The organism is Chitinophaga sp. (genome assembly GCF_039596455.1).
Classification (GTDB): Bacteria; Bacteroidota; Bacteroidia; order Chitinophagales; family Chitinophagaceae; genus Chitinophaga.
Window position 1 is genome coordinate 586,435 of the sequence record NZ_JBCNJR010000002.1, and the last position, 23,007, is coordinate 609,441.

Sequence of the window (23,007 nt, forward strand, 5' to 3'; positions counted from 1 at the left end):
GAGACCTGGAAGAGCATCACTGCCGTAAAAGAAAAAGAGCATCCCGGAAGAATCCGGGATGCCTCTTCTTGGGGTTACCTGAAGCAGCATTAAACTAAAGCAAGATATTTGGCAGCGGCCTCTTTCCGTTTTTTACTGATATAGGCATTCTTGGCAGCTTCAATTTTGGCGCCCACGCCCGTAGTGCGCATATCGAAGTGCATCATATCTCCATAACGCCCGCCCCAGTCAAAGCCGGCCTTCACCATGCCTTCTACAAACTCGCGCGAGAGGGCCAGGAAACCGCCTTTGCGGAAAATAGCTTCGGGGTTGCTGCGGGTGCCTTTCCAGGCCTTGGTCAGGTCTTTCAGGTCTTTTTTGATGACGGCCGTGGCCTGTTGCAGCGTTTTGCCGTACCAGTAGCCGTTTTGAGCGGCATCCAGCCGGGCCTGCAGCGCGGCGGGGCTTTCCAGGTAGCTGAAATACCGTTCCAGGTGTTTGTCCAGCACGGCAAACTGATCATACATACGCATGTAATCTTCCGGTTTGAGGGAGTTGCTGGCCCAGGCTGCCCAGTTCACCACAGGGATGGCGCTGCCGGTATTCAGCAGGCCCACTTTTTTCATGAACTGGTTGAAAGCCGCGTGGGCGCCGGGCTGGATGTACGGGTTGCCGTTGTAATTGATGTCCAGCGCCAGGCCGAACATGTGATAGGAATACGTGGCCGTGGAAGAGGTGCCCCTGGAGGCGGCCATTCCTTCCTGCGTAAGGCCCAGCGCATCACCAATGGCGGTGGCGCTTTTGCCGGGGTATTGCTCCATGAACTTCGCTTCCGTTTGCTGCAGCAGCCGGGCCAGCGAAATATGCACGTACTGGCCGGGCTTCAGCTCCCTGCCCAGGAAAGACACGCGCGTAAAGCTGGAAAACCACTTGTCAGGGTCTTGCCCCGCGGCTTTTACAATGGCCTTCAGGTAAACGGAAGGCGCTTCGTTCAGCTCCGCCAGCTTCGCTTTTTTATCAGCCTTCACAATAGTGATGGGGCCCGTGTACAGCGGCAGCTTCACCAGCTTGAGCGCGGCCGGGGCCTCGTTTTCCTGTTGTTGCTGTGGCGAGCTGTCAAACCAGGGGCGCTGGTTGATCTCGTTCTTCCACGCGTAGGCAATGATGTTCTGATGGTTTGTGCGCGCCTTGGGCGCAATGTTGCGCATGTTGGGATGCTTTTTCTGCAGGGCATCTCCGTTGATGGCGGGGCGGCTTTTGGCGCCCTTGCTGTTATGCGCCCAGTAATGATAGAGGATGTGCTTCTGCCGGTCTTTTTGCAGCCAGCCGTCAAAGTAATACCCGTACAGGCAATCAAAACCCCAGCATTCGGAAATGTTGGCCAGCAGCTTGTTGCGCGCGTGCAGGATGCCGCTCATAGGCTTGCCGCCGGCGGAGTGGCCCGCAATGATGATGCTGCCCGGCGTTGCCTCCTGCGGCAGCAGGTTTTTGGCTTTGAGCGCGGTGAGGCAGGCCTGTATGTATTTGTCAAAGAAGCCTGCGCTGCTGAACATCACAAGGCTGCTTTGCGGGTTGCTGCCCAGGGTAGGGGCCAGCAGGATGGCATTTTTGCCGCTGCTGTAAAACAGCTCCGGGATGTTGGCATAGTGTTTCCAGTAGGCGGCAATGCCATTGGTTTCATCTCCCCGTTGGTAGAGGCCATGCAGGTATACCAGTATGTTGACGGTGGCGGAGGGTTTGAACGTGTCCGGCAGGAATGCGCCGGTTTTCCGTTTGTGGCCTCTGACGGCGCTTACATCCAGGTAAACGGTGGTGCCTTTGACGGCAGCAGTAGTTTCATGCTCCGGTCCGGGGAAAAGGAATTCATCGTCTTCAAACTCATCGTCCGTAAACTCGCCGTCCTCTTCAAATTCGCTCTCCATCAGTTCTTCATCATCTTCAAATTCTTCCTCCCCTTCCAATTCAGCAAGCAGGTACTCCTCTTCATCCTCTTCGTTTTCCACTACGTCCGAGGTCAGGTATTCCGCCTCTTCATCATCCATGGCCTCAAATTCATCCGCGTCAGCATCTTCATATTCCATTTCGCTGTCGTCATAGTTTTCATCTTCCTGTTCAGGGTCATATTCGTTTTCTTCGTGGCCTTCTTCATCATCCATTTCACCTGCAAAGACATCGTCTTGTTCTTCAAATTCGCTTTCCGCCAATTCAAATTCATCGTCTTCTTCAAATTCCAGCTCTTTCACGGGCTGCGGGTTGCTGAGCTGTACGGTAGCGCCTTTGGCGGTTTCTTTCACCAGCCGTTCCCAGCCTTTGCTTTCCAGGACGCTCTTGTATTTTTCCAGCCAGGCGGTGGCGCCGGGATGGGTGGTGGCGAACTTGGTGACCGCTTCCGCCACGGCGTTCACGGAGCGGGCGGGGTTGTTGTTGAAGCTTTCCTGGAACAGGCCGCGGATGTAGGCGTTCTGCTGGTAATAGTTGTTATAGAAGATGTTGTAGATGGTAGTGTAAGAGGCGGGCAGCTTTGCTTTCAGCCGGCGTTTCAGCCCGGCCAGCTGCGTGTCAAGGTACTTGATGGCGTACTTCACCTGCGCTTCAATAATGTCCGGGTCGAAGCCGGCGTAATAGAACCTTTCCGCCCAGCCGTTCCACCGCAGCTGTGAGCGGTTGGCGTTGCTCACGCCTCCAATGGCAGGGTGTTTCCCGTTGGCGCCGAAGGTGTATTTGGCAGAGGGGTCCAGCGCAATGCCGTATTTTTTGAACGCATCCGGCGCCATCTGGATGAGGGCTTGCAGCTTGCCTACATGCAGGGTGAGCTGCAGGAAACCGAAGCTTACCAGGCCGCCGTCATAGGCGTTGAGCACCTGTATGCGCCCGCCAGATTCAACGTTGGCCATCCGCTGTATGATGTCCAGCTGATCTTGCGTGAGTGGGAAGCGGCGGCTGGCGTGCAGGCGGGCAATGGCCTTGTCTGCCCGTTCTGCCTGCAGCAGTTTGCTGCTGCTGCCCGCGCCGGTGTAAGAGCCATAGGTGCCTTTCACAAAGCCGAAAGGCAGATCTTCCTTGCCGCTCAGCGCTGGAATAAAACCGCCGGTGATGAGCGCTTTGCGGGCATCGAGCAGTTTTCTGCGGATGCGCTCCCACATGGCGGTGAAGGCGCTTTTTTCCGCCTTGCTCATGACAGATGTAGCTTTGGCGCCCAGCCTGGGCAATGCTGCGTAAGTGAGCTTTTCAATATGCGCGGCCATCTGCTGGCGCGTGCCCCACTGCCGTACCACACCGTCTGGTATGGCTGGCAGGGCGGCTGTGGCGGAAGAAGAGGGCGCTTCCGGTTCCATGACGGTTTCGGCGGCTGTTGCCAGCTCCGGGAACAGGAAGGGGGAATCCAGCTCCATTTCGCTGCCGTCTTCCCGCCGGAGCCACACCCTGCGGTGCTGGCGCCGGCGGAACCGGTTGTACGGGGAAAAATCTTCCTGGTCCAGGATAGAGTCTTCCGGCCTATGGTTATCCATAAACAATGTTTTGTTCAGTGATGAAATGAGGTGTCAGGAAAGCAGCGCGGGCTGCCCGTTGCCTACCGCTATACCGTTCCCTTTCGGCAGCGGCATGCTTTCGTACGTTTTTACGGCCCTTGCCTTCAGGTTGTTGCCAGACACATGTGAGTAGTTGAAGATGATCTGTTTCATCACGGCGGAAATGGGCGAGGTGTTGCTGTACAGCTGCGGTACATTGGCCTCGTCATTGAAAATGCCGCTTTCTACCATGGTGAGCAGGATGCTCATGTTGTCTGACAGGCGGAACAGGTTCTCGCTGAGCCCGTTGGCGGGTACGCCCACAATGTTGGCCAGGGCAAAGAGGCGCTGGGCGGGACTTTGCTCGTTGATACCAAAGGCCCTCACAATGGGGCTGTTGTATTCCAGCGAAAGGTGGAACCATGACATCATAGACACAAAGAAAAATTCCTGCTTGGTGATGTCTCCATTGTTGCGCTGGGAGAGGAAGTTCTTCTGCATCTCGTACGCGCTGAAGGCAATGGCCGCATCATCTATAGGCCGTCTGCCGGTGGTGTTCACTTCGTTCTCGATGCCGATCCACACTTCTTCCGCAAAACGCTCAAAAGAACGGCGGTAGTTGAGGTGGGATGATTTGGCCTTGTAATAAGGCAGCTGCTCATCTCCCGGCAGGGGGAAGCCGAAGAAGCGGTAGTAAAGGCCGCAGCGGGTGAGGTACATGTCTGACCGCAGGTGGCTCACCATGTTGAAAGAAGAGAGCACCGGCGGGTCTGCAAACCAGAGGGTTTCCGTGTTGTGCAGCCACTGCAGCACCTCCTGCGTGAGGTTGATCTCGAAATCGCCCTTGGCATAATTCTCCACCAGCTTGCGGAACACTTTGTACACCTGGGTAGACTCTATTACGTAGGCATAGATCAGGTGGTCCCAGAGGGAATGGCCGGTACACACGCCATTGGGCTGTGTTACAAAAAGGCTGCTGTTGAGCCAGGAAGTGTCAAACAATGCAGTGATGCTGTCTGGCAGGCCGCGCAGGCCGGTTTTGTTTTCCGGGTGGCCGGAGGGGAAGTTGCCGCGTACGCGGAAAGACCAGGCAGCCTCCAGCAGGGCGTACACCTCGGAAGGGTGCAGGTTGAACAGGCGGTCTGCCCGGTCTGTAACGGCCTTGGAAGGGTCGCTGATGAGTGCGTTGGTGAACGAGTTTTCTGCGGTATAAACAATTCTTCTGAACATGATCTTGTGTTTTATGGGGTTAGAGAATAACGCCGGGCTGGCAGCGGGCCAGCTCAAGGTTAAAGTAATTCCAGACCTTCTCCGGTTCTCCTTTCAGGAGTTTCACATAACGGCCGAACAGGAGTACGGCGGGCGGAATGGGGTCTGCTGCGAGCGTTGTAAGGGCGGTAGCTTTAGGATCGGTCAGTACCGGCACTTCAGGAGTTGTTTTTTCTTTTGACATGATATTTTATTTGAAAGGGGTTATTGAATCGAGTTTCCCAGCAGCAGCATCCAGGCTTGTTGCTGCTGCAGGTAGAAAGGCGCCCTGGCGGGTGCTGCAATGATCTGGTAGCCGTTCCAGGCCAGCCTGGCCATGGGCCCGCGCAGCAGCAGCGGGGCGGAGGTGTAGAATGCCTCTCCGCTGGCGGCGGCCGTACGTTGCAGCGCTTCAGGGTGCGCAGCGCCGGCGTCTATACATTGGGTAATGCTTTTGCTGCCGAAGCCGCGGAAAGGGTATTGAAGCAGCAGCCGCACAATTTCCGGCAGCCGCGGCAGTGAGGCGCTGACCAGCTGCGCCGTGGAAGGCCTGGCCGCGGTAAGCGGGTGTTTTTTCTTCCATTGCCTTTCCATCTGGTCCCACATGCCGGTGCCGTAACACTGGCGGCAGCACTCCGTGCCTATCAGCACGCGGAGGAAGCTGATGGGGTGCGGGTCTCCGGCGGCATAGCGGAACACCTCGCGGGAGGCGCCGTCTACCACATCGTGCAGGGCGGCTACTGAAGCAAAACCGGCATGTACGAACGCGAAGATGTCTGCCGCTATTTCTGAGGCCCAGGCGGCCCAGCTGTTGGCAAACTGCAGGCCGTATTTTTTGAGGCCGATGCGCAGGGCGGCGGCCAGCTCGGCATTCCAGCCGGTGAGGTGCGCCACCTGGTGGCCGGCTTCATGAATGAGCGCCGTGGGCCGCAGCAGGTTATGCCGCGTTACCTTGATAGCTGCCACGGGGCTTTCCAGGTTATCCCACAGGGGCATGCCTGCCTTGAAGATGGAGGCGCCGATGCCGCTGTCAAGATAGGTGATAACGGCGGGCGTGGGAATGCCCAGCGGCTGCAGCAGCGCCCGCATGCTGTGGCCGGCCATATAGTCGCAGGCCTTGAGCATGGCGGTGGTTTCAGGCGTAGTGCGTGTTACCAGTGCGTCTGCGTAAAAATCGAGCAGCTGCTCCACCTGGCAATAGGTGCGTTTGAACTGTTCTATGGCTGCTGTACGGTGATGATAAGGCAGCGTGGTATCCTGCACATTGGCCATCATGGCATCACCCTTCTTCACCAGTCTTTCCACGGTGCCCTGCAGCTCCCGCCGGAGGCCGGGCTGCACGTACAGCTCCAGTCCCTTCCAGGAGGAGGGGCCGGCCAGCGCATCCAGGTTGAGGAGCCGCCGCGCCGCTTCCAGCCAGTGATTGGCCTGTATCAGCGATGCGCGGTAACGGGGCGGCGTATCAATGCTGGTAACCTGCGCTTGCATGTATCACGGTTTGGGAAGGCTGGCTGGAAAACAGTTGTTCGCGGAGGCCGGAGAGGTTGCCGGCAAAGGCTTCTTTCAGCACCTCCATATCCGGCGGCTGAATGAAAGCGATGCGGAGGCTTACGCCGTCTGCATGGTCTTCCGCGGCGCTGATGAACTGCGCCGCCTGCTCGCGGAGGAAGGTGATGAGGCCTTTGCCCGCCCAGTCTGTTGCCGCGTTGCTGAAGGCTTGCAGGATGACCGGCGGCACCTGGTCTGCCGCCCCGCCGGAGCGGCTGCCCGGTATCACCTTCGGGTGAACAACGCGCAGGTAGTCAGACTTGCCGTAGGAGAAAAGATGTTTCAGACCGTTGCGCAGCGCCATCATGAGCATGATATGCGCGGCTTCGGGCTGGTTCTTTTTCCGCAGGCAGGCGGCAATGGCCTGCGCATCGTGCTCGCTGAGGTACAGTGTCAGCGCCGCTTCGCTGGCCGGGAAGTTGAGCAGTGCACGCAGCTGCGTGTGCCGGCGCAATACCTGCTTGCCTGTCAGCGGCTGGAAGTACTGCGGCCTGGCGCCGTCTATTTCAAGATAGTAGTACCGGTGGCCGCGGCCGCTCTTGCGCTGCTGCAGGCATTGTTTCTTTTTGCAGCCCAGGCCCGGCTCACGCATCAGCAGGCCGGCGGCTACAGAGGTGAGGGGGTGCAGCTGCATCCAGGCGCTGCGCGCGCCGCTGCCCAGGCCGCGTACGCCTTTGGCCTTTTGCGCTATCTGGTACAGGTCACGCCGCGGAGCGGACTCAAAGAGATGCACCCGCACGGGAATGGTGGAGGTAACGTTGACGCCCAGCTTGTCTCGCAGGAACACGCTGAGGGGAATGCCGCCAAAGGTGCGGATCTCGGCGGCCGTATATGGGGTCAGCTCGGTGTCTATCACTTCACTCAATATCTTGTTGCCATCAGGCTCCTCCGATTCTTCATTCTTCCACATCACGGAGTGTTCATTAGACTCGCGGAGGGCGGGCTGCGCCTGGTAAGCCTGTTCCGGTAACACGTCCGGCAGGTAGGCGGCGGCAGATTGCTCAAAGGCGTTCACCACGTAGCGCTCAAACAGCTGCCGGTCTTCCAGCACATACTGCGGGAATTCCGGTATCTGGCGGAGGGTGTTTTCCACCACTTCCGCCACGGCGCCGTTGGCGCCCGCAGTGCCGCCTGTTTCCAAATTGAGCATGGTAAAGCCTTTATCTACCAGCAGGCGGGAGAGCGCTGTTGCATTTTGTGTTCCTACCAGCGGGCCTATCAGTTTGCTGATGAGCGAAACGGCCCATCCCTTCAGCCTTTCGCGGCCCACCAGCGGCATGGCGAATTTCAGCGCGGTGGTAACGGCCGCTACAAAGTTCTCTACGGCAGGGGCGGGGCTTTCTCCGTCTTCCAGCTCGCCCAGCGCAGTGACGAATGTTTCCCGCGCGCCGGCGGAAGGGTCATACGCGGAATCGCCACGGTCTGCCAGCAGGTTGTCCAGGTCTGCCTCCATCGTTTTCCATTCCACTTCATTGTCTGCCATCAGCAGCTGCGCGGTGGCGGCGTTCATGCCGTCTTGTATATTCTCCGCCGTATCCAGCGTGGTGTCAGGGTCTGGCGCCGCTGTGGGAGCCATGGCGGTGTTGGGCACGGTGGGCGCCGGGGCAGGTACTACGGGGCGCAGGGCGGGCGGCAGTACTTTACCGGCCAAAGTTTGGGCAATGCCGCGGTATTGCGCCGGTATCAGGTGCATGCCTTTCTGCAGCATACCCATGAGGAACTTTTTCATGACGCCTTTGATGCGGTTGAAGATAGGGCCCAGCGCCAGGTTGGCGGCTACCTTGCCCACTTTCACAATGCCTTTTTTGATCTTGCCTACAGCCCCTACGGCTTTTTTGGCCAGCTTTTTCAGGCCGCCCAGGAACTGTTCCTGCACTTCGGTGAGGTCTGTGGTGTTGAACTCGTAGCTGGTGAGGGATTCCTCTACCTCGTCGAGCGTTTTGGAGGAGCTGTCTGCTTCGTAGCCTTCCCTCGCCATGGTGTCAAGGAAGGCGTCTACTTCCCGTACCAGCGGCTGGTAGTAGGTTTGCGTGAGCTGGCGCGTGTAATGTTCATTATTCATGTATTGCTCGCGGGAGAGATAACGTTCCTGGAAGTCTTTTACTTCGTTCAGCAGGTCTTCCAGCTGTTCGTTAAACTCGTCATCGTGCAGTTCATTCATGATGGAAACAAAACTTTCGGCCTTCTGGTCGCTGCCGGCGGTTTTCCCGTTCAGCTTGCTTACGTGTAGGAAAGGGCTTTCGGCATAGCCGTTGAGATTGTCGGGGATGGGTTCCCGGGTTGTTTCCCGCTCAAGATTGGGGAATAACAGGAAAGGTGTGTCCATATTAAAATTATTTTGGGGTGTAAACACTCAGTGTTCAATTCATCCACGCCTGTTCGGTCTGGAGCTTCCGTGTTGATTTGCTGCATGCATGGGTGCTGCGGAATTTTTGGGGTGGCAGCAGTGCATTGTGTCTCGTTGTCCTGAATAGCTGCTTCGGCGTATCAATGCTGTACGCCTGCCGTACGAAAGTAGAGACAATAAACTGTTTGCGGCGGCGGAAAACTGTTAACGGCAGATTTTGGCTGAAACCGGGCAAGTGCCGCTTGTAAAGGGTTTCGGCGGATTATTTTACGGCCGTATGTGATAAATGTTGTAGCTTTAAGGTACTTGTTTTTGATACCCCATGAAAAGATCTGCCCGGCATATTCTCCTGATCTGCCTTCTCCTGCCTTATGGTGAGGTTTCCATAGCACAACCGGCCGCTGCCGCCTTTGAGCGGTATACCATCCGGCAGGGACTGTCTGACAATAATGTGTCCTGCATTACGCAGGACGGGATGGGCTACATCTGGCTGGGCACGGAGAACGGCCTGAACCGCTTTGACGGCAACACCTTTGCCAGCTATTTTCACGATACCTCCGGCCGCAGCATTCCCGGCAACCATATTATAGACCTGAAGCGTACTGCGTCCGGCCTTTTGCTGGTGCTGACGCAGAAAGGCCTGCACCAGCTCAATACCCTCAGCATGCAGGGCCGCAACTACCTGTTGCCCGCGTCTGAGCGCAGCCACACCAGCCAGAACAGGCTGGTAGACGTGCTGCCGCTGCATAATGGCGCCATGGCCTTAAGCTCTTCACTCGGTTTTTATGTGATGAACGCAGACACCGGTTTTGCCTTCCGCTTCAACCGCCTCCGGGCCGGCGGCGAAAGCGGCGCTTCCGTGGCCAATTACGGGCAGAACATGTTTCAGCTGGGAGACGGGAACGTGCTGCTGTTCACCAGGCAGGAAGGCATTTCGTTGTACATTCCCGCTACCCGCCGCTTCATCCGTTACCTTACCGCTTTGCCGCCCGGCCTGCGGGCATTCTGCCGCCCCTGGCTGGTGCGCTGCCAGCTGGGAGAAGGCCTGTTCATGTTCGTTCACCAGGCAAAAGACAGCCTTACCGTATATAACGCAAATGAACAAACGAAAATAACAGCGTCCATTCCTGCTTTTGCCCAGGAAGAGCTGACGGCGGAAAGCCGCATCTTCTCCATGCCCGGCCGGCGCTTTGCCATTACGCTGGCCCGTTCCGGCCTTTGTGTGTTCCGCCTTCAGGAGCCCGGTGAGGTACAGTTTGAAGTAGCGAAACAATTGCCGGAATACAAATGCAATTACGTGTTTACCGACCGCGACAACGGCTTATGGGTAGGCACGTCCATGGGCTTGCTGCGAGAGCGGAAAGAGCAGCCGTTCTTTACCGCCTGGAACCTCAACCCGGCGCCGGACGACGGCTACTCCCGGTTCTACGCCGTGTTGCGCCATGGCGGCCGCCTGTACCTGACCGGCAGCAATCCTGAAGCAACTATTACCGTAGTAGACACGGCCACCATGTCTGTTATCCGCACCATCAAACTGGCGCCAGGCAGCAAAGAAGGGGCGCAGCTGGCCACCATTCAGCGTTACCATCCTGACACCCTCTGGATAGGCACCAACAAGGGCGTTATGTGGCTGGATACACGGCATTACAACGTTGGCCGCGTAGCCATGCCGCCGGAGCTGGAAGGGCTGCGGGTGCATCTGGGGCCTCCCCTCAAAAACGGGGAGGCCTGGCTGGTAGCCATGTGGGGCGGCGCCGTGGCGCGTTACAACATTCAGCGCCGCAGCTTCACCTGTTACACGGGTAAAACCAATCCCGCCCTGCCGTTTGACCGGGTGAAGCAGGCCGTGTGCGACGCTTACGGAGACATCTGGATCTCCGGCCATGGCCTTGCCCGCTGGCGGTATAGCACCGGGCGGTTTGATGATACGGTGATCACCCGTTACAACGGTATCAATAAAGAAGAAGATAACATACTGGCCATTTGTGCGGACGCCCGCGGTTCCCTCTGGCTGCACAGCTTCGAGAACGGCCTGCAGGAATACCGCATCCGCGAGAACCGCTTTATCAGCCATAGCTGGACGGACGGTTTTTCATCTACCGCGCTCGTGAACATCAGCAACTGTGAAGTGCTGGGGAAAATATGGTTTTCCACCCCCGGCAACCAGGTAGGCAATATAGACCTGGATACCCGCAAGTTCAACCTCTACGGCGCCGGAGACGGCCTGCCGGAAGAGCGCCCCAGTTCCCGCAGTATTTTTTATGACGATGAAACAGGCCGCTGTTACGCCCTCACGGCTAACCACCTGGTACGTTTTTCTCCCGGTGACGAGCCCGCCACCCCCAACACCAGCCCCATTTTGATTGAACAGGTAACAGCGCCGGACGGGCCCATCTATTACCCCGGAGACACCGTGCGTTTCCCTCACCAGCACAACAACGTAGGCGTTCGCTTCACCATTGTGAGCTACGGCAACAATGCAGACAACCAGTTCTTCTACCGCATCAATACGGCCAAAACATGGGTGCCGCTGCGCAACCAGCGCAACGTTAACATGAACGGTCTTTCTCCCGGCACTTATGATCTGTGGATCAAGGCCGTAGGCCGTCATGGGGATGAGCAGCTCCGCCGCCTGGCCGTGATCATAGACCCGCCTTTCTGGGAAACCTGGTGGTTCCTGGCCCTTGCCGCCATGACGGCGGGCGGCGTGGGCTACATGGCCATGCGGTGGCGGGAGCGGATGCAGCAGAAAAAGCTGGAGCTGGCGCTGCTCAACCAGCAGCTCACCGAAATGGAAATGAAAGCGCTTCATGCGCAGATGAACCCGCATTTTATTTTCAACTGCCTCAACAGCATCCTGGGCATGATCATTTACCGCCGCAATGAAGAGGCATACCGGTATCTCAACCGCTTTGCCCGCCTCATCCGCGAAAACTTCGACCATAGCCGCCGCACCTTCATCACCCTGCAGCAAAATATAGACTACCTGCACAACTACCTGAAAATGGAACAGCTGCGGTTCACGAATTTTGAATATGATATGAAGGTAGACGAAGGCCTGAACACCGCCGAGATCATGATTGCCCCCATGCTGATACAGCCGCTGGCCGAAAATGCCATCTGGCACGGGCTGCAGGCCGTGGAAGACAAAAAGCAGCTGTGGATATCCTTTTCCCGCAAACGGGATTACCTGGTATGTGAAATTGAGGATAACGGCATCGGCATCAACCGTGCCACGGCAGACCGCAGCCATACGCAGCGCCACCTTTCCATCGGTATAGACAACATCAGGAAACGGATAGTGCTGCTGCAGCGGAAGTACAACACAGACTGCATCATCCGCTTTATGGACAAGAGCGAGCGGGGCACCGGCGAAAGCGGCACTATTGTAACCCTTACATGGAAAATAATATGATCAAAGCCATTATAACAGACGATGAAGTACGCAGCGTGGAAACGCTGCGGAGGCTGCTGGAGCTGTATTGCCCATCCGTACAGGTGGTAGCGGAATGTTACAACGTGGAGTCTACCCGCCGCCAGCTTTCCATTCACCGGCCAGACCTGCTGTTCCTGGACATTGCCATGCCCGGCAAAAGCGGTTTTGACCTGCTGCGGGAGCTGGGAGACATTCCCTTCGAGATCATTTTCATTACCGCCTTCAGCGAGTACATGATGCAGGCTTTTCGCTTCAGCGCTATTGATTATCTGCTCAAACCGGTGGATGAAGAGCTGCTGGTGAATGCGGTGAACAGGGTAGAGAAGCGCCTGCAGAGCGCAGGGGCGCCCACATCTATGGAAGCGCTGCGGTATAATCTTGAGAAGCTGCAGCGGCCGCAGGAGATGAAAATATGCATCCCCCATTCCAAGGGGTTTGTATTGGTACACCTCTCGGATATCATCTATTGCGAGGCAGATAATACCTATACTACATTTTTTCTCACTACAGGCAAACCCTTCGTGTCTTCCAAATCCATCATAGATTTTGAGCTGCTGCTGCAAGACACGTCATTCTGCCGCATCCATAAATCCTTTCTGGTGAACATGCTGCACATCAAGGAGTATGTGAAAGGGGAGGGCGGCAGCGTGATACTCAGCAACAATGCGGAGCTGGAAGTATCACGCCGCAAAAAAGACCATTTTCTGGCAAGGGTGAAGGAGTACTACAAGTTTTAAACCACGATGCCTTCTTTATACCTTGCCGGCCGCAGGGTCCCTGGAAAGCTGCGCCAGGGTGTATGCGCCCACGGCCATTACCAGGTCCCGCACGGCCACATCCAGATAATGGCCGCCCATTACCAGCTGCAAGGCAATGCAGATCAGCCATGCCATTACAACATAGGCCCCTATCCGCGGCCGTATCAGCACAAGTATGCCCGCTACTATCTCGATGACGCCCACTACTTTCATGAATGCTGCCGGTTCAAGAGGGAGCATATTCACCATAAAACCGCTTAAATAATCCGCCCAGTTGGCGAGCAGGTTCGTAAATTTGTCCAGTCCCGCTACTATCGGCACCAGGCCGAAAGTGAACTTCAACGTTTGCTGCAATTGCTGTATAGATGCCATATTCAACATATTTGGTACCTATATTGGATGTGGCATGGCAAAAAACGTTACAAAACTTTCCGGGATTTTTTTGGATCACTGCTGTAACCTTTTATGGCCGATCTCATCTAATGCATATGATAGCTACACCAGACCAGGTATCTGACCAGGAACTTGTTGCGCGGGTACTGGCAGGAGAAAAGGGGTTGTTCGAAACAATTATCCGCCGTTATAACCAGCGGTTGTACCGCATTGGCATGTCTGTGCTCAACAGTGACACCGATGCGGAAGATGCCATGCAAAACGCCTATATAAAGGCATATGAGCACCTGGCCGGCTTTGAGCACCGCGCCGCCTTCAGCACCTGGCTGACCCGCATTATGCTGAACCAGTGTTATGAGCAAAAGAGAAAGAACAGGCATATAGCGGCCCCGCTTCCCTCAACAGACAATTTTATGCATATGGATACGCCGGCAAATGATTTGGTGAACAAAGAACTGGGCAACGTGCTGGAACGGGCCGTTGCGCAACTGCCGGAAAAGTACCGGCTGGTGTTCGTTTTACGGGAAATTGAAGACCTGTCTGTCAGGGACACGTCTGAAACCCTCGAAATTGAGGAAAGCAACGTAAAGGTCCGGTTGAACCGGGCAAAAGTGATGCTCAGGAAAAGCCTGTCCGGTTATGTGAAAGACCATGTGTATGGCTTCCACCTGAGCCGGTGCAACAGGATAGTGAGCAATGTGATGGGGAAGCTGCGGCGGTAGGGGGCTGTCCTCAATTCATAGCCCGGTAATACTCCTGTATCTTCTGCCGGTTCTTCCAGCCCTCCAGCAGCTGCACGTTCCTTTCCTGCAGCGCCCGGAAAGCTTCCATGGTAGCCGTCACCTTTGAAAGGTATTCCCTGCCATCGTCACTCAGCATGCCGGGAGAAAAACTTTTCTTTTTGCCTACCTGCTCTTTCAGCGCCCCGTTGAGCGTATCAGCGTTGCGTACAAACTGGCGTACCATGTCCTGCATTTGCATGTTGCTTTCCATGTCTATGCCCTGGTACTGGTCGGCCAGCCTGGCCGCAAAGGGCTGCAGCGCCCTTTTGTTGTAGGACGCCAGCAGATTGTACAGCTTCACGATGCATCCGTACATGTGCCTTGCGGCTGCGGTTTGCGCAGTACGCCAGTTGCCGGCTTCCTGCAGTACCTTCAACAGCTCCGCGGCCGCGGGAATGTCGGTGTTCTTCAGTTTTTTTGTGATCTTGACAATGTAGTGGCTACAGTCATGTTCCCTGCTATGCCATTCCAGCAACTTTTTCAGGTTGTCTTTCCCGGTATAACATTTATAGATCAATGTGTCATGCTGCTCAAGTGATTGAAAAGGAAAAAATGTAAACCCTTCGCAGAATTTCTTTTGCAGTTCGGTGTCGGTAAATGAAGGCATAGTCTCTCTTTTGTTACAATGATCAGTTTCGCGTTTACGGTACGGGTTTTTCGCGGATAGTAAGTGTATGCAACCAAAGATATGCCACTGCCGGGGTATGCAGCTAACCCTAAAGTAGTACAATGGCGGTAAACAACAATACGGGGCGTTGTATCTTAGTGTTATTTGGCGGGAGTGGCACCCGCCGCCCCGTTCCCCTTGTTTTTCGTATATTGATATACTAAATGTTTTGATGTATGGGCTGGCAACACATGATGACAGGCATTTTTCTACTTGGTTTAACGGCATCTTGTGCCGATGGCCGGCGGGAACAGCAGCTGACCTGGCGGGAACGGGTATTGGCGGAAAAGGAGCGCCAGTTTGCGCTGAAAGAAGCGGACTACCAGCTGCTGCTCCGCATGAGAGACAGCCTGCTGGCCGCCGCAGACACCCTGCAGCAGCAGGCCTGGCCGGAAGAGATACTGGGCCGGTGGAACAGCAAGACCATCTGCCAGGAATCTACCTGCACGGAGTACGTGGTGGGAGACCAGCGTTCCGCTACCTGGGAGTTTGCCGGAGATTCCACGGGCATGTTCACGAAGGTGCTGGACCGGAACATGGTAACGCGCGCCTTTTCCGGTTCTTTTGACAGCAGCACCGTGCGTCTGCATTTCCAGTCAGATTCTGCCGCTCATAAAAAAATGCAGATAAGCGTAGAGCTGAGCCGGGTGAGCCCTGGTTTGATGAAAGGCAGCCAGTTGCTCCGTATAGACAACAACTGCGCCGCCAGATTTTCTGTGGAACTAGTTCGTGCATCAAACTAATTGCGTATGTCATTGCTGAGCATAGGGCACCTGAGCCTCCCCATTGAGGACCCCTTGTTGAAATTCCTGCTTGAACTGATCATTATTCTTTGCGCGCCGCTGCTGCTGAACAAGATCAAGGTGCCGCACCTGCTGGGCCTGATCATTGCCGGCGCGCTGATAGGCCCGAACGGGTTCAACGTGCTCTCGCGCGATAGCAGCGTGGTGGTGACCGGCACTACCGGCCTGCTCTACATCATGTTCCTGGCGGGCCTCGAAATAGACATGGGAGATTTCAAGAAGAACAAATGGAAGAGCATCACCTTTGCAGTCTACACATTTGCCGTGCCTTTCATATTGGGCTATCTGGGCGGCTACTATATACTGGGTTTTAATGTGCTCACCTCCATACTTTTCGCCAGCCTGTTTTCCTCCCACACGCTGATCGTATACCCCTACATCAGTAAAATGGGTATTTCAAAGAACCTCTCCGTCAACATCACGCTGGGCGGCACCATGATCACAGACGTGCTGTCATTGCTGGTATTGGCGGTAGTGGTAGGCATGACGCAGGGGGACGTGGGCGCCGGTTTCTGGGCGAAATTGTCCATATCCATGGTGGTGTTCGTGGTGGTGGTGCTGGTAGTATTCCCGTTGATGGGCAGGTGGTTCTTCAAAGAAGTGCAAGACAAAATATCCCAGTACATCTTTGTGCTGGTGATGATATACCTGGCGGCGCTGCTGGCGGAAATAGCCGGTGTGGAAGCCATCATCGGCGCATTTTTTGCCGGCCTTGCCCTTAACAGGCTCATTCCCCGCACGTCAACGCTCATGAACCGGGTGGAGTTTGTGGGCAACGCCATTTTTATTCCTTTCTTCCTTATCAGCGTAGGCATGCTGATAGATTTCAAGGTGTTCTTCAAAGGCTGGGAAACGCTGGGGGTGGCTGCGGTAATGCTGGTGGCGTCTATCGGCGGCAAGTACCTGGCGGCCATAGCTACGCAGAAAACATTCCGGCTCACGAAGGACGAAGGCCGTCTCATTTTCGGGATGAGCGCCGCATCGGCCGCGGCCACGCTGGCATCTGTAATGGTAGGCTATAATATCATCCTGTACGAAACAGCGGCGGGCGAGCCGGTGAGGCTGCTGAACGAGCATGTGCTCAACGGCAGTATTTTGCTGATCCTCATTTCCTGCTCTATTTCGTCTTTCTTGTCTATGTCCGCCGGGCAGCGCATTGCGGAGGCAGACAATGAGGACACCGTGTCCGGCAACACGCAGGAGCGGGAGCATATACTGATGGCCATGAACCATGAAGAGACCATAGAGCGCATGGTCAACCTGGCTTTGCTGATCAGGGGCAAGGGAGGCACTAACCGGCTTTTTGCCCTGAACGTGATCAACGATGACAAGAACGAGTCTTCCGTAAAGAACGCGGAAAAGATACTGCATCAGGCGGTAGACACGGGCGCGGCGGCAGACGTGGAAATAACCCCGCTGACCCGGTATGATAGTGACGTGATAGCCGGCATCGGCAACGTGATCAAGGAACAGAAGATCACAGACCTGCTGATTGCCCTGGAAGGCGATAAAGGATTTGCGCCTTCTTTTGCCTATAACCTGTACAACGGGTACCTGCAGAACGATCATGTGAACGTGCTGGTATACAGGGCCCGGCAGCCGCTTTCCACCATCAGGAAATACACGGTGGTGATCCCGCCGAACGCGGAGAAGGAGCCCGGTTTTTTCCATGCCCTGTTGCGGGTGTGGAATATTGGGAGAAACACCGGCGCGCAGATGATCTTTTACAGCAGTGAAGCCACTACCCGCATATTGAACCGGATACTTGCCAAAGCGGGCATAGAAGCAGAAATGCGGACAATGGGCCATTGGCGGGAAGTAGAGGAGATAGCTGCAAAGCTGGCGGAAGATGAAGGCCTGATAGCCATGATGGCCAAACGGGGCATGGTTTCCTACACGCCGGAAATGCGCCTGATGCCTGACTTTCTCAATCTTCACCTGCCCAGGCATAACTACCTGCTGATATTTCCTTTTTCTGAAGAAGAGGGAATGGTGGAGAAGAGGTCTGTCAGCAACCACCGGGATTTTATGGAGATCGGGAATGTGATCAGCAGGCTGTTTAAATAACCCCTGTAGTAACTATCTCCATCAATAAAAAAGGAATGTCTATTTTTTTTAAACGAAAAGTTCACTTACTTAGAAGTAATTTTATCCGCCACGCAGGCCCGTTTTGCGGGAACCAATCATAAATTACACTGGCTTTGATCAACCAAGAATTGCATGCAGACGAGGGGGCGCTTTTTAAACAGATTGCGCTGGGAGACGAAGAGGCGTTTGAAACGCTTTTTCGCGGTTTCCTGCCAAGGCTTACGCCTTTTGCACTGCGGCTCACCGGCAATCAGGAAGTGGCGCGGGAAATTGTGCAGGAAGCATTTATGCAGCTGTGGCTGGGGCGTGACAAGCTGGAAGATGTAAAGAACCCCGCCGGCTGGATCTTTACGGTCACCGCCAGGCTCTGCTACAAGTTTCTCCGGCGCAAGGTGCTCGAAGAGGCGCCGCGCCCCGGGCTGGGCGGGGAAGAGGCCAGCCATGACCAATATGCCTTCCGCGAACTGAAAACATTGATACACCAGGCCGTACAAAACCTCTCCGGCCAGCGCAAAACCATCTTTCTGCTCAGCCGTGAAGAGGGTCTTTCCATCCCTGAAATTGCCAGCCAGCTGAACCTCTCCAGCAGCACGGTCAAGAATACGCTGGTGAGCGCCCTGAAACAGATCAGGGAGCATCTGAGGGCACATGGCTACCTGATGCCTTGTGTCATGCTCCTATGGCTGTAAAAATTTTTTTACCGGGCATTAGTCCTGAATGGCTGGTTGCGGTACATACCTGTATATCATCATGAAGAATAAAGAGCAGATAAAGGAACTGTTGCGCCGGTATATGGACGGAACGGCCGGAGACGCGGGGCAAGCGGCATTAAAGGAGGTTTTGGCCGATGACGGCACGGAGGAAATGGTAGTAGCCGCCTTGCAGGAGCTGGCCGCGGAAACGGGCAGTGATGCGGCAGCGGTGCCGGAGGAATGGTACGGCATGCACAAGGCCATTACCAGTGTAGACAAGCCCTTTTCTCCGCGCACAAAACGCCTGCCGCTCTTTAAAGGATGGGGATGGGCCGCTGCGGCCGCGGTATTGCTGGCTGTTGCCACTGTTCTGTGGACCGGAACGGACAGGAAAACATTGCCCGTTGCAGCACTTGAGCCGGCGCAGGATACCGCCGTGGCTGCTCCCGGTGCGTACGGGGCCGTCTTAACCCTGGCAGACGGCAGCACCGTGGCGCTGGACAGCTTGGGAGAAGGCACTATTGCCGCGCAGGCAGGGGCATCTGTAAGGCTGACCGGGGGCCAGCTGGCTTATGATGCTGCGGGCGCCGCCGGCGAAGTGGCCTGGAACATGATGACAACCGCCAGGGGTAAACAGTTCCGGTTAGTGCTGCCAGACGGGTCACGGATATGGCTGAATGCAGCTTCTTCTATCCGATATCCCACAACCTTCGCCACCGGAGACCGTGTGGTGGAGCTGAAAGGAGAGGCGTACTTTGAAATAGCCGCCAATCCTCAGCAGCCCTTCCGCGTGATCCTCGATCCTGAAACAGAAGTGCAGGTGCTGGGCACGGCGTTCAACGCCAGCAATTATGCGGACGGCGCCGGGATAACCCGCACCACGCTGGTGGAAGGCGCGGTCAGGATCAGATCTTTCAACCATTCGCAAACACTTAAACCCGGCCAGCAGGCATTGACGGCACCGGGGAAAATACAGCTCATCAGCGGGGTAGATACCGGGCAGGTGCTGGCATGGAAAAACGGGCTGTTCAACTTCAACGGCGTAGGTATTAAGGAAGTGATGCAGGAGCTGGAACGCTGGTATGACATAGATGTAAAGTACGAAGGCGCCATTACCGCAGAGAAGTTCAGGGGCGGCATGCAACGCAGCCTGCAGCTTTCAGAGGTACTGGAAAGTTTAAAATATATGGGTGTAAAATGCCGGCTGGAGGGCCGCACGCTCATTGTAGCGCAATAAAATAACTCTCTGATAACTATACCATCCACGTTAGGATACGAATGCCGTACCGGGAAGGCTTTCACGGGCCTTGCAGGCTACCGGTGCATTCAACCAGGCATACATTAGAGCCTTTATTCTTATCACCAAATGATTGCACATTATGCAAAAATTCCACTTTCTGCAGCGGCAGCGCCATGCATGCAGGCGCCGTACCAGCCGTGTTCTTTCCAGGGCTCACCTGACGCTGGTATTGCTGCTGTTCTTCTTTCTACAGTCGGCCGCAAGCGGCTATTCACAAGTAATCCGTTTTTCAGGCAGGGAGGTGCCCGTTGAAGAGGTATTCCTCGCCGTAAAAAAACAGACAGGTTATGTGTTCTTCTACAAGGAATCTGTTGTAAAACAGGCAAAGCCGGTTACCATTACGGCGCAGGATATGCCGCTGGAAGCATTCCTGCAGGAAGTATTCAAAAACCAGCCGCTCACCTATATTATCCGGAACAAAACAGTGACCGTAAAAGAACGGGAAACAGCACCTGCCCCACAGGCCCCGGCAGCACCGCAGGGCCCTGTGAAGGGACGGGTGACAGACAGCAACGGCGCGGCGGTACCTGGTGTAACGGTGATGGTGAAAGGTACCCGAAAAGGCACGGCAACAGACCAGGATGGCCGCTTTGCCATTGACGTGCCGGAGCATGGAGTGCTGGTATTTTCCAGCATCGGGTTTAAGCCCCTGGAGCTGCCGGTTGCAGCTGGCAACAACGCCCTGCAGGTAACCCTGGAAGCCAGCGTAGGCGCCATGGAAGAAATGGTGGTAGTAGGGTATGGCGCACAGAAACGGGCCAACGTAACGGGCGCCGTGGCCAGCCTTGATTTTGACGAGCTGAAAAACGTTCCGCAATCCAATACCATGAACATGCTTTCAGGCCGGTTGCCCGGTGTTGCCGTGGTGCAGCCCGGCGGCCAGCCGGGAGCGGATGAAGGAGAAGTGCTGGTGCGGGGCACGGGCACGCTCAACGACGCGTCTCCACTGGTCATCATTGACGGGGTGATGGCCACCACGCGAGACCTGGGAAACCTTACGCCGCAGGAGATAGAGACCGTCAGCGTGTTGAAAGACGCCTCTTCCGCCGCCATCTATGGCGCCAGGGGCGCCAACGGTGTGATACTGGTCACTACCAAACAGCCGGGCGTCAAAAAGCTGCGGGTGGGATACGACTTTTATTACGGCCTGCAAACGGCTACTTACCTTCCCCGGTTCGTAGAATCCTGGCAGTGGATGACGCTGAACAATATTGCTACCAGAGCTACCAACTATGCGCCCCGCGTTATTGAAGACGTGAAGAACGGCATACTGACAGACTCTTTTCACAACGTGCAATGGTTTGACCATGTTTTCAGAACGGCGCCCATGACCAACCATTCCATCTCCCTTTCCGGGGGCAACCAGATGGCGTCTTTCCAGGCCAATGTGGGTTACCTGGACCAGCAGGGCATTATGCACGGTACATCCGCCAAAAGGTATACCTACCGTGTAAATGTAAAGGCCAATATTTCCCCGGTGCTTAGCGTAGGCTTGAACACCTGGGGCTATTTGCAGCGGCAGCATGAGCCGGGCACAACGCCCACCGCCATCATGAACTATACCAATATGGCGCTGCCCATTACCCCGGTGTATTTCTCCAGCGGCAAATGGGGCGTGTACCACCCGGCTCACCCCGGCGGTAACGACCCTGCGCGGGTAGTGAACAACCCGTTGCTGTTCACCACCATTGGGAGAAATGATGTAAACGATAACAAATACAACCTGCAGGGGCATATTGAACTGAAACCGCTTGCAGGGCTGAGGGCGAAGACCATGATCGTTTACTCCAGCAATAGCCGGTTCGGGGAGGCATTTATGCCCACCTACTCCTACAGTGCGTTCACTGACCAGCCGGTACTGTTCAACAACCGCGCTAACCTCCAGAACAGGCAGGATGATATTTCACAGCTGCAGGTACAGACAACCCTGCATTACGCTAAAACGCTGCGCAGGGTGCATGACCTCAACCTGCTGCTGGGGCATGAGTACAATGCATATGATTCCAGGTACTTCCTGGCCAGGGGATATGACCTGCCTGACAACGAATTGCAGGTGCTGGACAGGGCCGTTACCGATTACAATATTGCCGGCAGCAAACAGGCCTGGCGGCTGCAGTCTTTCTTCGGCCGTGTGAACTATGCGTTTGACCAGAAGTATCTTTTTGAGGCCAACCTGCGTATTGACGGGTCTTCCCGTTTTTCTGAAGGGAACAGGTACGGTTTTTTTCCTTCTTTTTCCGCAGGCTGGGTGCTTTCCAGGGAATCTTTCATGCAGGGGCTGCGCAACGCGGGTGTTGACCTTCTGAAGCTGCGCGGCGGCTGGGGCCGCGTGGGGAATGACAGGATCGGGAACTATGCTTCTTCGCAATACCTCAGTCTTGATAACATGTATACCATTGGCGGGCAGGTACAGGCGGGGGCGGCCATTACCGCCTTCGGCAATGAAATGCTGCAATGGGAATCCACCACCACTACCAACATCGGTGTAGACCTGGCGCTGCTGAAAAACCGGCTGTTTGTGAATGCGGACGTGTTTGACAGGCTCACCAGCAATATTCTCTATAACCTGCCGGTACCGCCTTCTTTCGGCAACGTAACCCCCAGCGTGCAGAACGTGGCCTCCGTATCAAACAAGGGCTGGGAGCTGGGCGTAACCTACCGCACCACGGTCGGAAAAGTCAACATCAATGCCGGCGTGAACGTAGGTTTTGTCAGGAACCGGGTGGAAAGCCTGAATACCCGCGAAGCCGTCAGCGGCAAGTTCATCTTGCGCGAAGGGGAGCCTATCAATTCTTTCTTTGGCTATGTGTATGAAGGTTTGTTCCGAGACTCCGCAGACCTGCAGGCATATCCCAAATATTCCCTGAGCGGCCCCAAAATAGGCGCCATGCGGTTCAGGGATGTGAACAAAGACGGCGCCATCTCGGAAGCAGACCGTACCGTGCTGGGATCTGCCAATACGCCTTACACCTATGGTATAACCGGCAGCCTCTCATATAAAGGCATTGATTTCAGCTTTCTCCTGCAGGGAGTACAGGGAAAGGACATGTATATCTACGACAACGGCAACCGGCCGGGCAACGCTGGCAACTCCAACTACTGGAAAGAATGGTGGGACAACCGGTATGATCCCGCAGAGAACCCCGGCGGCAACTGGCCCGCCATGATCAGGAACTCTTCGGAGCCGGCCGCTACTTCTTCTTTCTGGATACAGGATGCATCTTACCTGCGCGTAAAGAACCTGGAGCTGGGTTATTCCCTGCCCGCATCCATATTGAAGAGGGTGAAGCTGTCTGCCTTCCGGCTGTACGTTTCCGGTCAAAACCTGTTCACGTTCTCAAAACTGATCAAGCAGCTGGACCCGGAGCGGAACAACACCGTGGTGGTCAATACCGCCTACCCGCAAACCAAAATACTGAGCTTCGGCCTGAATGCTTCACTTTAAACTGCTTCTATC

General features: G+C 55.5%; 15 protein-coding genes. 8 read left to right on the top strand and 7 right to left on the bottom strand.

What is annotated here, in order from left to right; genetic code table 11:
- Positions 1 to 89: 89 nt before the first annotated feature.
- Genes ABDW36_RS12045 through ABDW36_RS12065 form a run of 5 tightly spaced genes read right to left on the bottom strand, consistent with a single transcriptional unit; the run spans position 90 to position 8,610 of the window.
- Positions 90 to 3,488 (bottom strand): hypothetical protein, encoded by a 3,399-nt coding sequence (locus ABDW36_RS12045; protein WP_343702152.1) that lies wholly within the window; start codon positions 3,486 to 3,488, stop codon positions 90 to 92.
- 33 nt (positions 3,489 to 3,521) lie between these two features.
- Positions 3,522 to 4,718, bottom strand: coding sequence for a hypothetical protein (locus tag ABDW36_RS12050; RefSeq protein WP_343702153.1), 1,197 nt, complete (start codon positions 4,716 to 4,718; stop codon positions 3,522 to 3,524).
- A 19-nt stretch (positions 4,719 to 4,737) separates the two neighbouring features.
- Positions 4,738 to 4,941, bottom strand: coding sequence for a hypothetical protein (locus ABDW36_RS12055; protein WP_343702154.1), 204 nt, complete (start codon positions 4,939 to 4,941; stop codon positions 4,738 to 4,740).
- A gap of 20 nt (positions 4,942 to 4,961) precedes the next feature.
- Positions 4,962 to 6,224 (bottom strand): hypothetical protein, encoded by a 1,263-nt coding sequence (locus ABDW36_RS12060; protein ID WP_343702155.1) that lies wholly within the window; start codon positions 6,222 to 6,224, stop codon positions 4,962 to 4,964.
- Positions 6,199 to 8,610, bottom strand: coding sequence for a hypothetical protein (locus ABDW36_RS12065; protein WP_343702156.1), 2,412 nt, complete (start codon positions 8,608 to 8,610; stop codon positions 6,199 to 6,201). The genes ABDW36_RS12060 and ABDW36_RS12065 overlap by 26 nt, the downstream gene beginning before the upstream one ends.
- A gap of 343 nt (positions 8,611 to 8,953) precedes the next feature.
- On the opposite strand from ABDW36_RS12065, the gene ABDW36_RS12070 reads away from it, so the two are divergent.
- Entirely contained in the window at positions 8,954 to 12,046 is a 3,093-nt protein-coding gene (locus tag ABDW36_RS12070; RefSeq protein WP_343702157.1) for a histidine kinase, read from the top strand.
- Positions 12,043 to 12,804: a LytTR family DNA-binding domain-containing protein gene (locus ABDW36_RS12075; RefSeq protein ID WP_343702158.1), complete on the top strand. Its 762-nt coding sequence runs from the start codon at positions 12,043 to 12,045 to the stop codon at positions 12,802 to 12,804. Before ABDW36_RS12070 ends, ABDW36_RS12075 begins: the two co-directional genes overlap by 4 nt.
- A 15-nt stretch (positions 12,805 to 12,819) precedes the next feature.
- On the opposite strand, the gene ABDW36_RS12080 is transcribed toward ABDW36_RS12075, so the two are convergent.
- Positions 12,820 to 13,197, bottom strand: a complete 378-nt coding sequence (locus ABDW36_RS12080; protein ID WP_343702159.1) for a DoxX family membrane protein — start codon at positions 13,195 to 13,197, stop codon at positions 12,820 to 12,822.
- Positions 13,198 to 13,313: 116 nt separating this feature from the next.
- Here ABDW36_RS12080 and ABDW36_RS12085 point away from each other — a divergent pair, with 116 nt between their 5' ends.
- Entirely contained in the window at positions 13,314 to 13,940 is a 627-nt protein-coding gene (locus ABDW36_RS12085; protein ID WP_343702160.1) for an RNA polymerase sigma factor, read from the top strand.
- Positions 13,941 to 13,950: 10 nt separating this feature from the next.
- On the opposite strand, the gene ABDW36_RS12090 is transcribed toward ABDW36_RS12085, so the two are convergent.
- Positions 13,951 to 14,607: a hypothetical protein gene (locus ABDW36_RS12090; RefSeq protein ID WP_343702161.1), complete on the bottom strand. Its 657-nt coding sequence runs from the start codon at positions 14,605 to 14,607 to the stop codon at positions 13,951 to 13,953.
- 236 nt (positions 14,608 to 14,843) lie between these two features.
- Here ABDW36_RS12090 and ABDW36_RS12095 point away from each other — a divergent pair, with 236 nt between their 5' ends.
- The 5 genes from ABDW36_RS12095 (at position 14,844) to ABDW36_RS12115 (ending at position 22,995) form a co-directional block, all read left to right on the top strand.
- Complete coding sequence (locus tag ABDW36_RS12095) at positions 14,844 to 15,410, top strand: hypothetical protein (protein WP_343702162.1); 567 nt, start codon at positions 14,844 to 14,846, stop codon at positions 15,408 to 15,410.
- A 6-nt stretch (positions 15,411 to 15,416) separates the two neighbouring features.
- The gene (locus ABDW36_RS12100; protein WP_343702163.1) at positions 15,417 to 17,537 is read left to right on the top strand and encodes a cation:proton antiporter; all 2,121 of its coding nucleotides are present in this window, start codon (positions 15,417 to 15,419) and stop codon (positions 17,535 to 17,537) included.
- 134 nt (positions 17,538 to 17,671) lie between these two features.
- Positions 17,672 to 18,247: a sigma-70 family RNA polymerase sigma factor gene (locus tag ABDW36_RS12105; protein ID WP_343702164.1), complete on the top strand. Its 576-nt coding sequence runs from the start codon at positions 17,672 to 17,674 to the stop codon at positions 18,245 to 18,247.
- Between the two features lie 61 nt (positions 18,248 to 18,308).
- On the top strand, positions 18,309 to 19,487 hold the full coding sequence (locus ABDW36_RS12110) for a FecR domain-containing protein (protein ID WP_343702165.1): 1,179 nt from the start codon (positions 18,309 to 18,311) through the stop codon (positions 19,485 to 19,487).
- 142 nt (positions 19,488 to 19,629) lie between these two features.
- Positions 19,630 to 22,995 (top strand): TonB-dependent receptor, encoded by a 3,366-nt coding sequence (locus ABDW36_RS12115; RefSeq protein WP_343702166.1) that lies wholly within the window; start codon positions 19,630 to 19,632, stop codon positions 22,993 to 22,995.
- Positions 22,996 to 23,007: the final 12 nt, after the last annotated feature.

Bases quoted from the DNA above. Each gene is read 5' to 3' on its own strand.
- ABDW36_RS12045 (WP_343702152.1), bottom strand. From the start codon at position 3,488: ATGGATAACCATAGGCCGGAAGACTCTATCCTGGACCAGGAAGATTTT.
- ABDW36_RS12050 (WP_343702153.1), bottom strand. From the start codon at position 4,718: ATGTTCAGAAGAATTGTTTATACCGCAGAAAACTCGTTCACCAACGCA.
- ABDW36_RS12055 (WP_343702154.1), bottom strand. From the start codon at position 4,941: ATGTCAAAAGAAAAAACAACTCCTGAAGTGCCGGTACTGACCGATCCT.
- ABDW36_RS12060 (WP_343702155.1), bottom strand. From the start codon at position 6,224: ATGCAAGCGCAGGTTACCAGCATTGATACGCCGCCCCGTTACCGCGCA.
- ABDW36_RS12065 (WP_343702156.1), bottom strand. From the start codon at position 8,610: ATGGACACACCTTTCCTGTTATTCCCCAATCTTGAGCGGGAAACAACC.
- ABDW36_RS12070 (WP_343702157.1), top strand. From the start codon at position 8,954: ATGAAAAGATCTGCCCGGCATATTCTCCTGATCTGCCTTCTCCTGCCT.
- ABDW36_RS12075 (WP_343702158.1), top strand. From the start codon at position 12,043: ATGATCAAAGCCATTATAACAGACGATGAAGTACGCAGCGTGGAAACG.
- ABDW36_RS12080 (WP_343702159.1), bottom strand. From the start codon at position 13,197: ATGGCATCTATACAGCAATTGCAGCAAACGTTGAAGTTCACTTTCGGC.
- ABDW36_RS12085 (WP_343702160.1), top strand. From the start codon at position 13,314: ATGATAGCTACACCAGACCAGGTATCTGACCAGGAACTTGTTGCGCGG.
- ABDW36_RS12090 (WP_343702161.1), bottom strand. From the start codon at position 14,607: ATGCCTTCATTTACCGACACCGAACTGCAAAAGAAATTCTGCGAAGGG.
- ABDW36_RS12095 (WP_343702162.1), top strand. From the start codon at position 14,844: ATGGGCTGGCAACACATGATGACAGGCATTTTTCTACTTGGTTTAACG.
- ABDW36_RS12100 (WP_343702163.1), top strand. From the start codon at position 15,417: ATGTCATTGCTGAGCATAGGGCACCTGAGCCTCCCCATTGAGGACCCC.
- ABDW36_RS12110 (WP_343702165.1), top strand. From the start codon at position 18,309: ATGAAGAATAAAGAGCAGATAAAGGAACTGTTGCGCCGGTATATGGAC.
- ABDW36_RS12115 (WP_343702166.1), top strand. From the start codon at position 19,630: ATGCAAAAATTCCACTTTCTGCAGCGGCAGCGCCATGCATGCAGGCGC.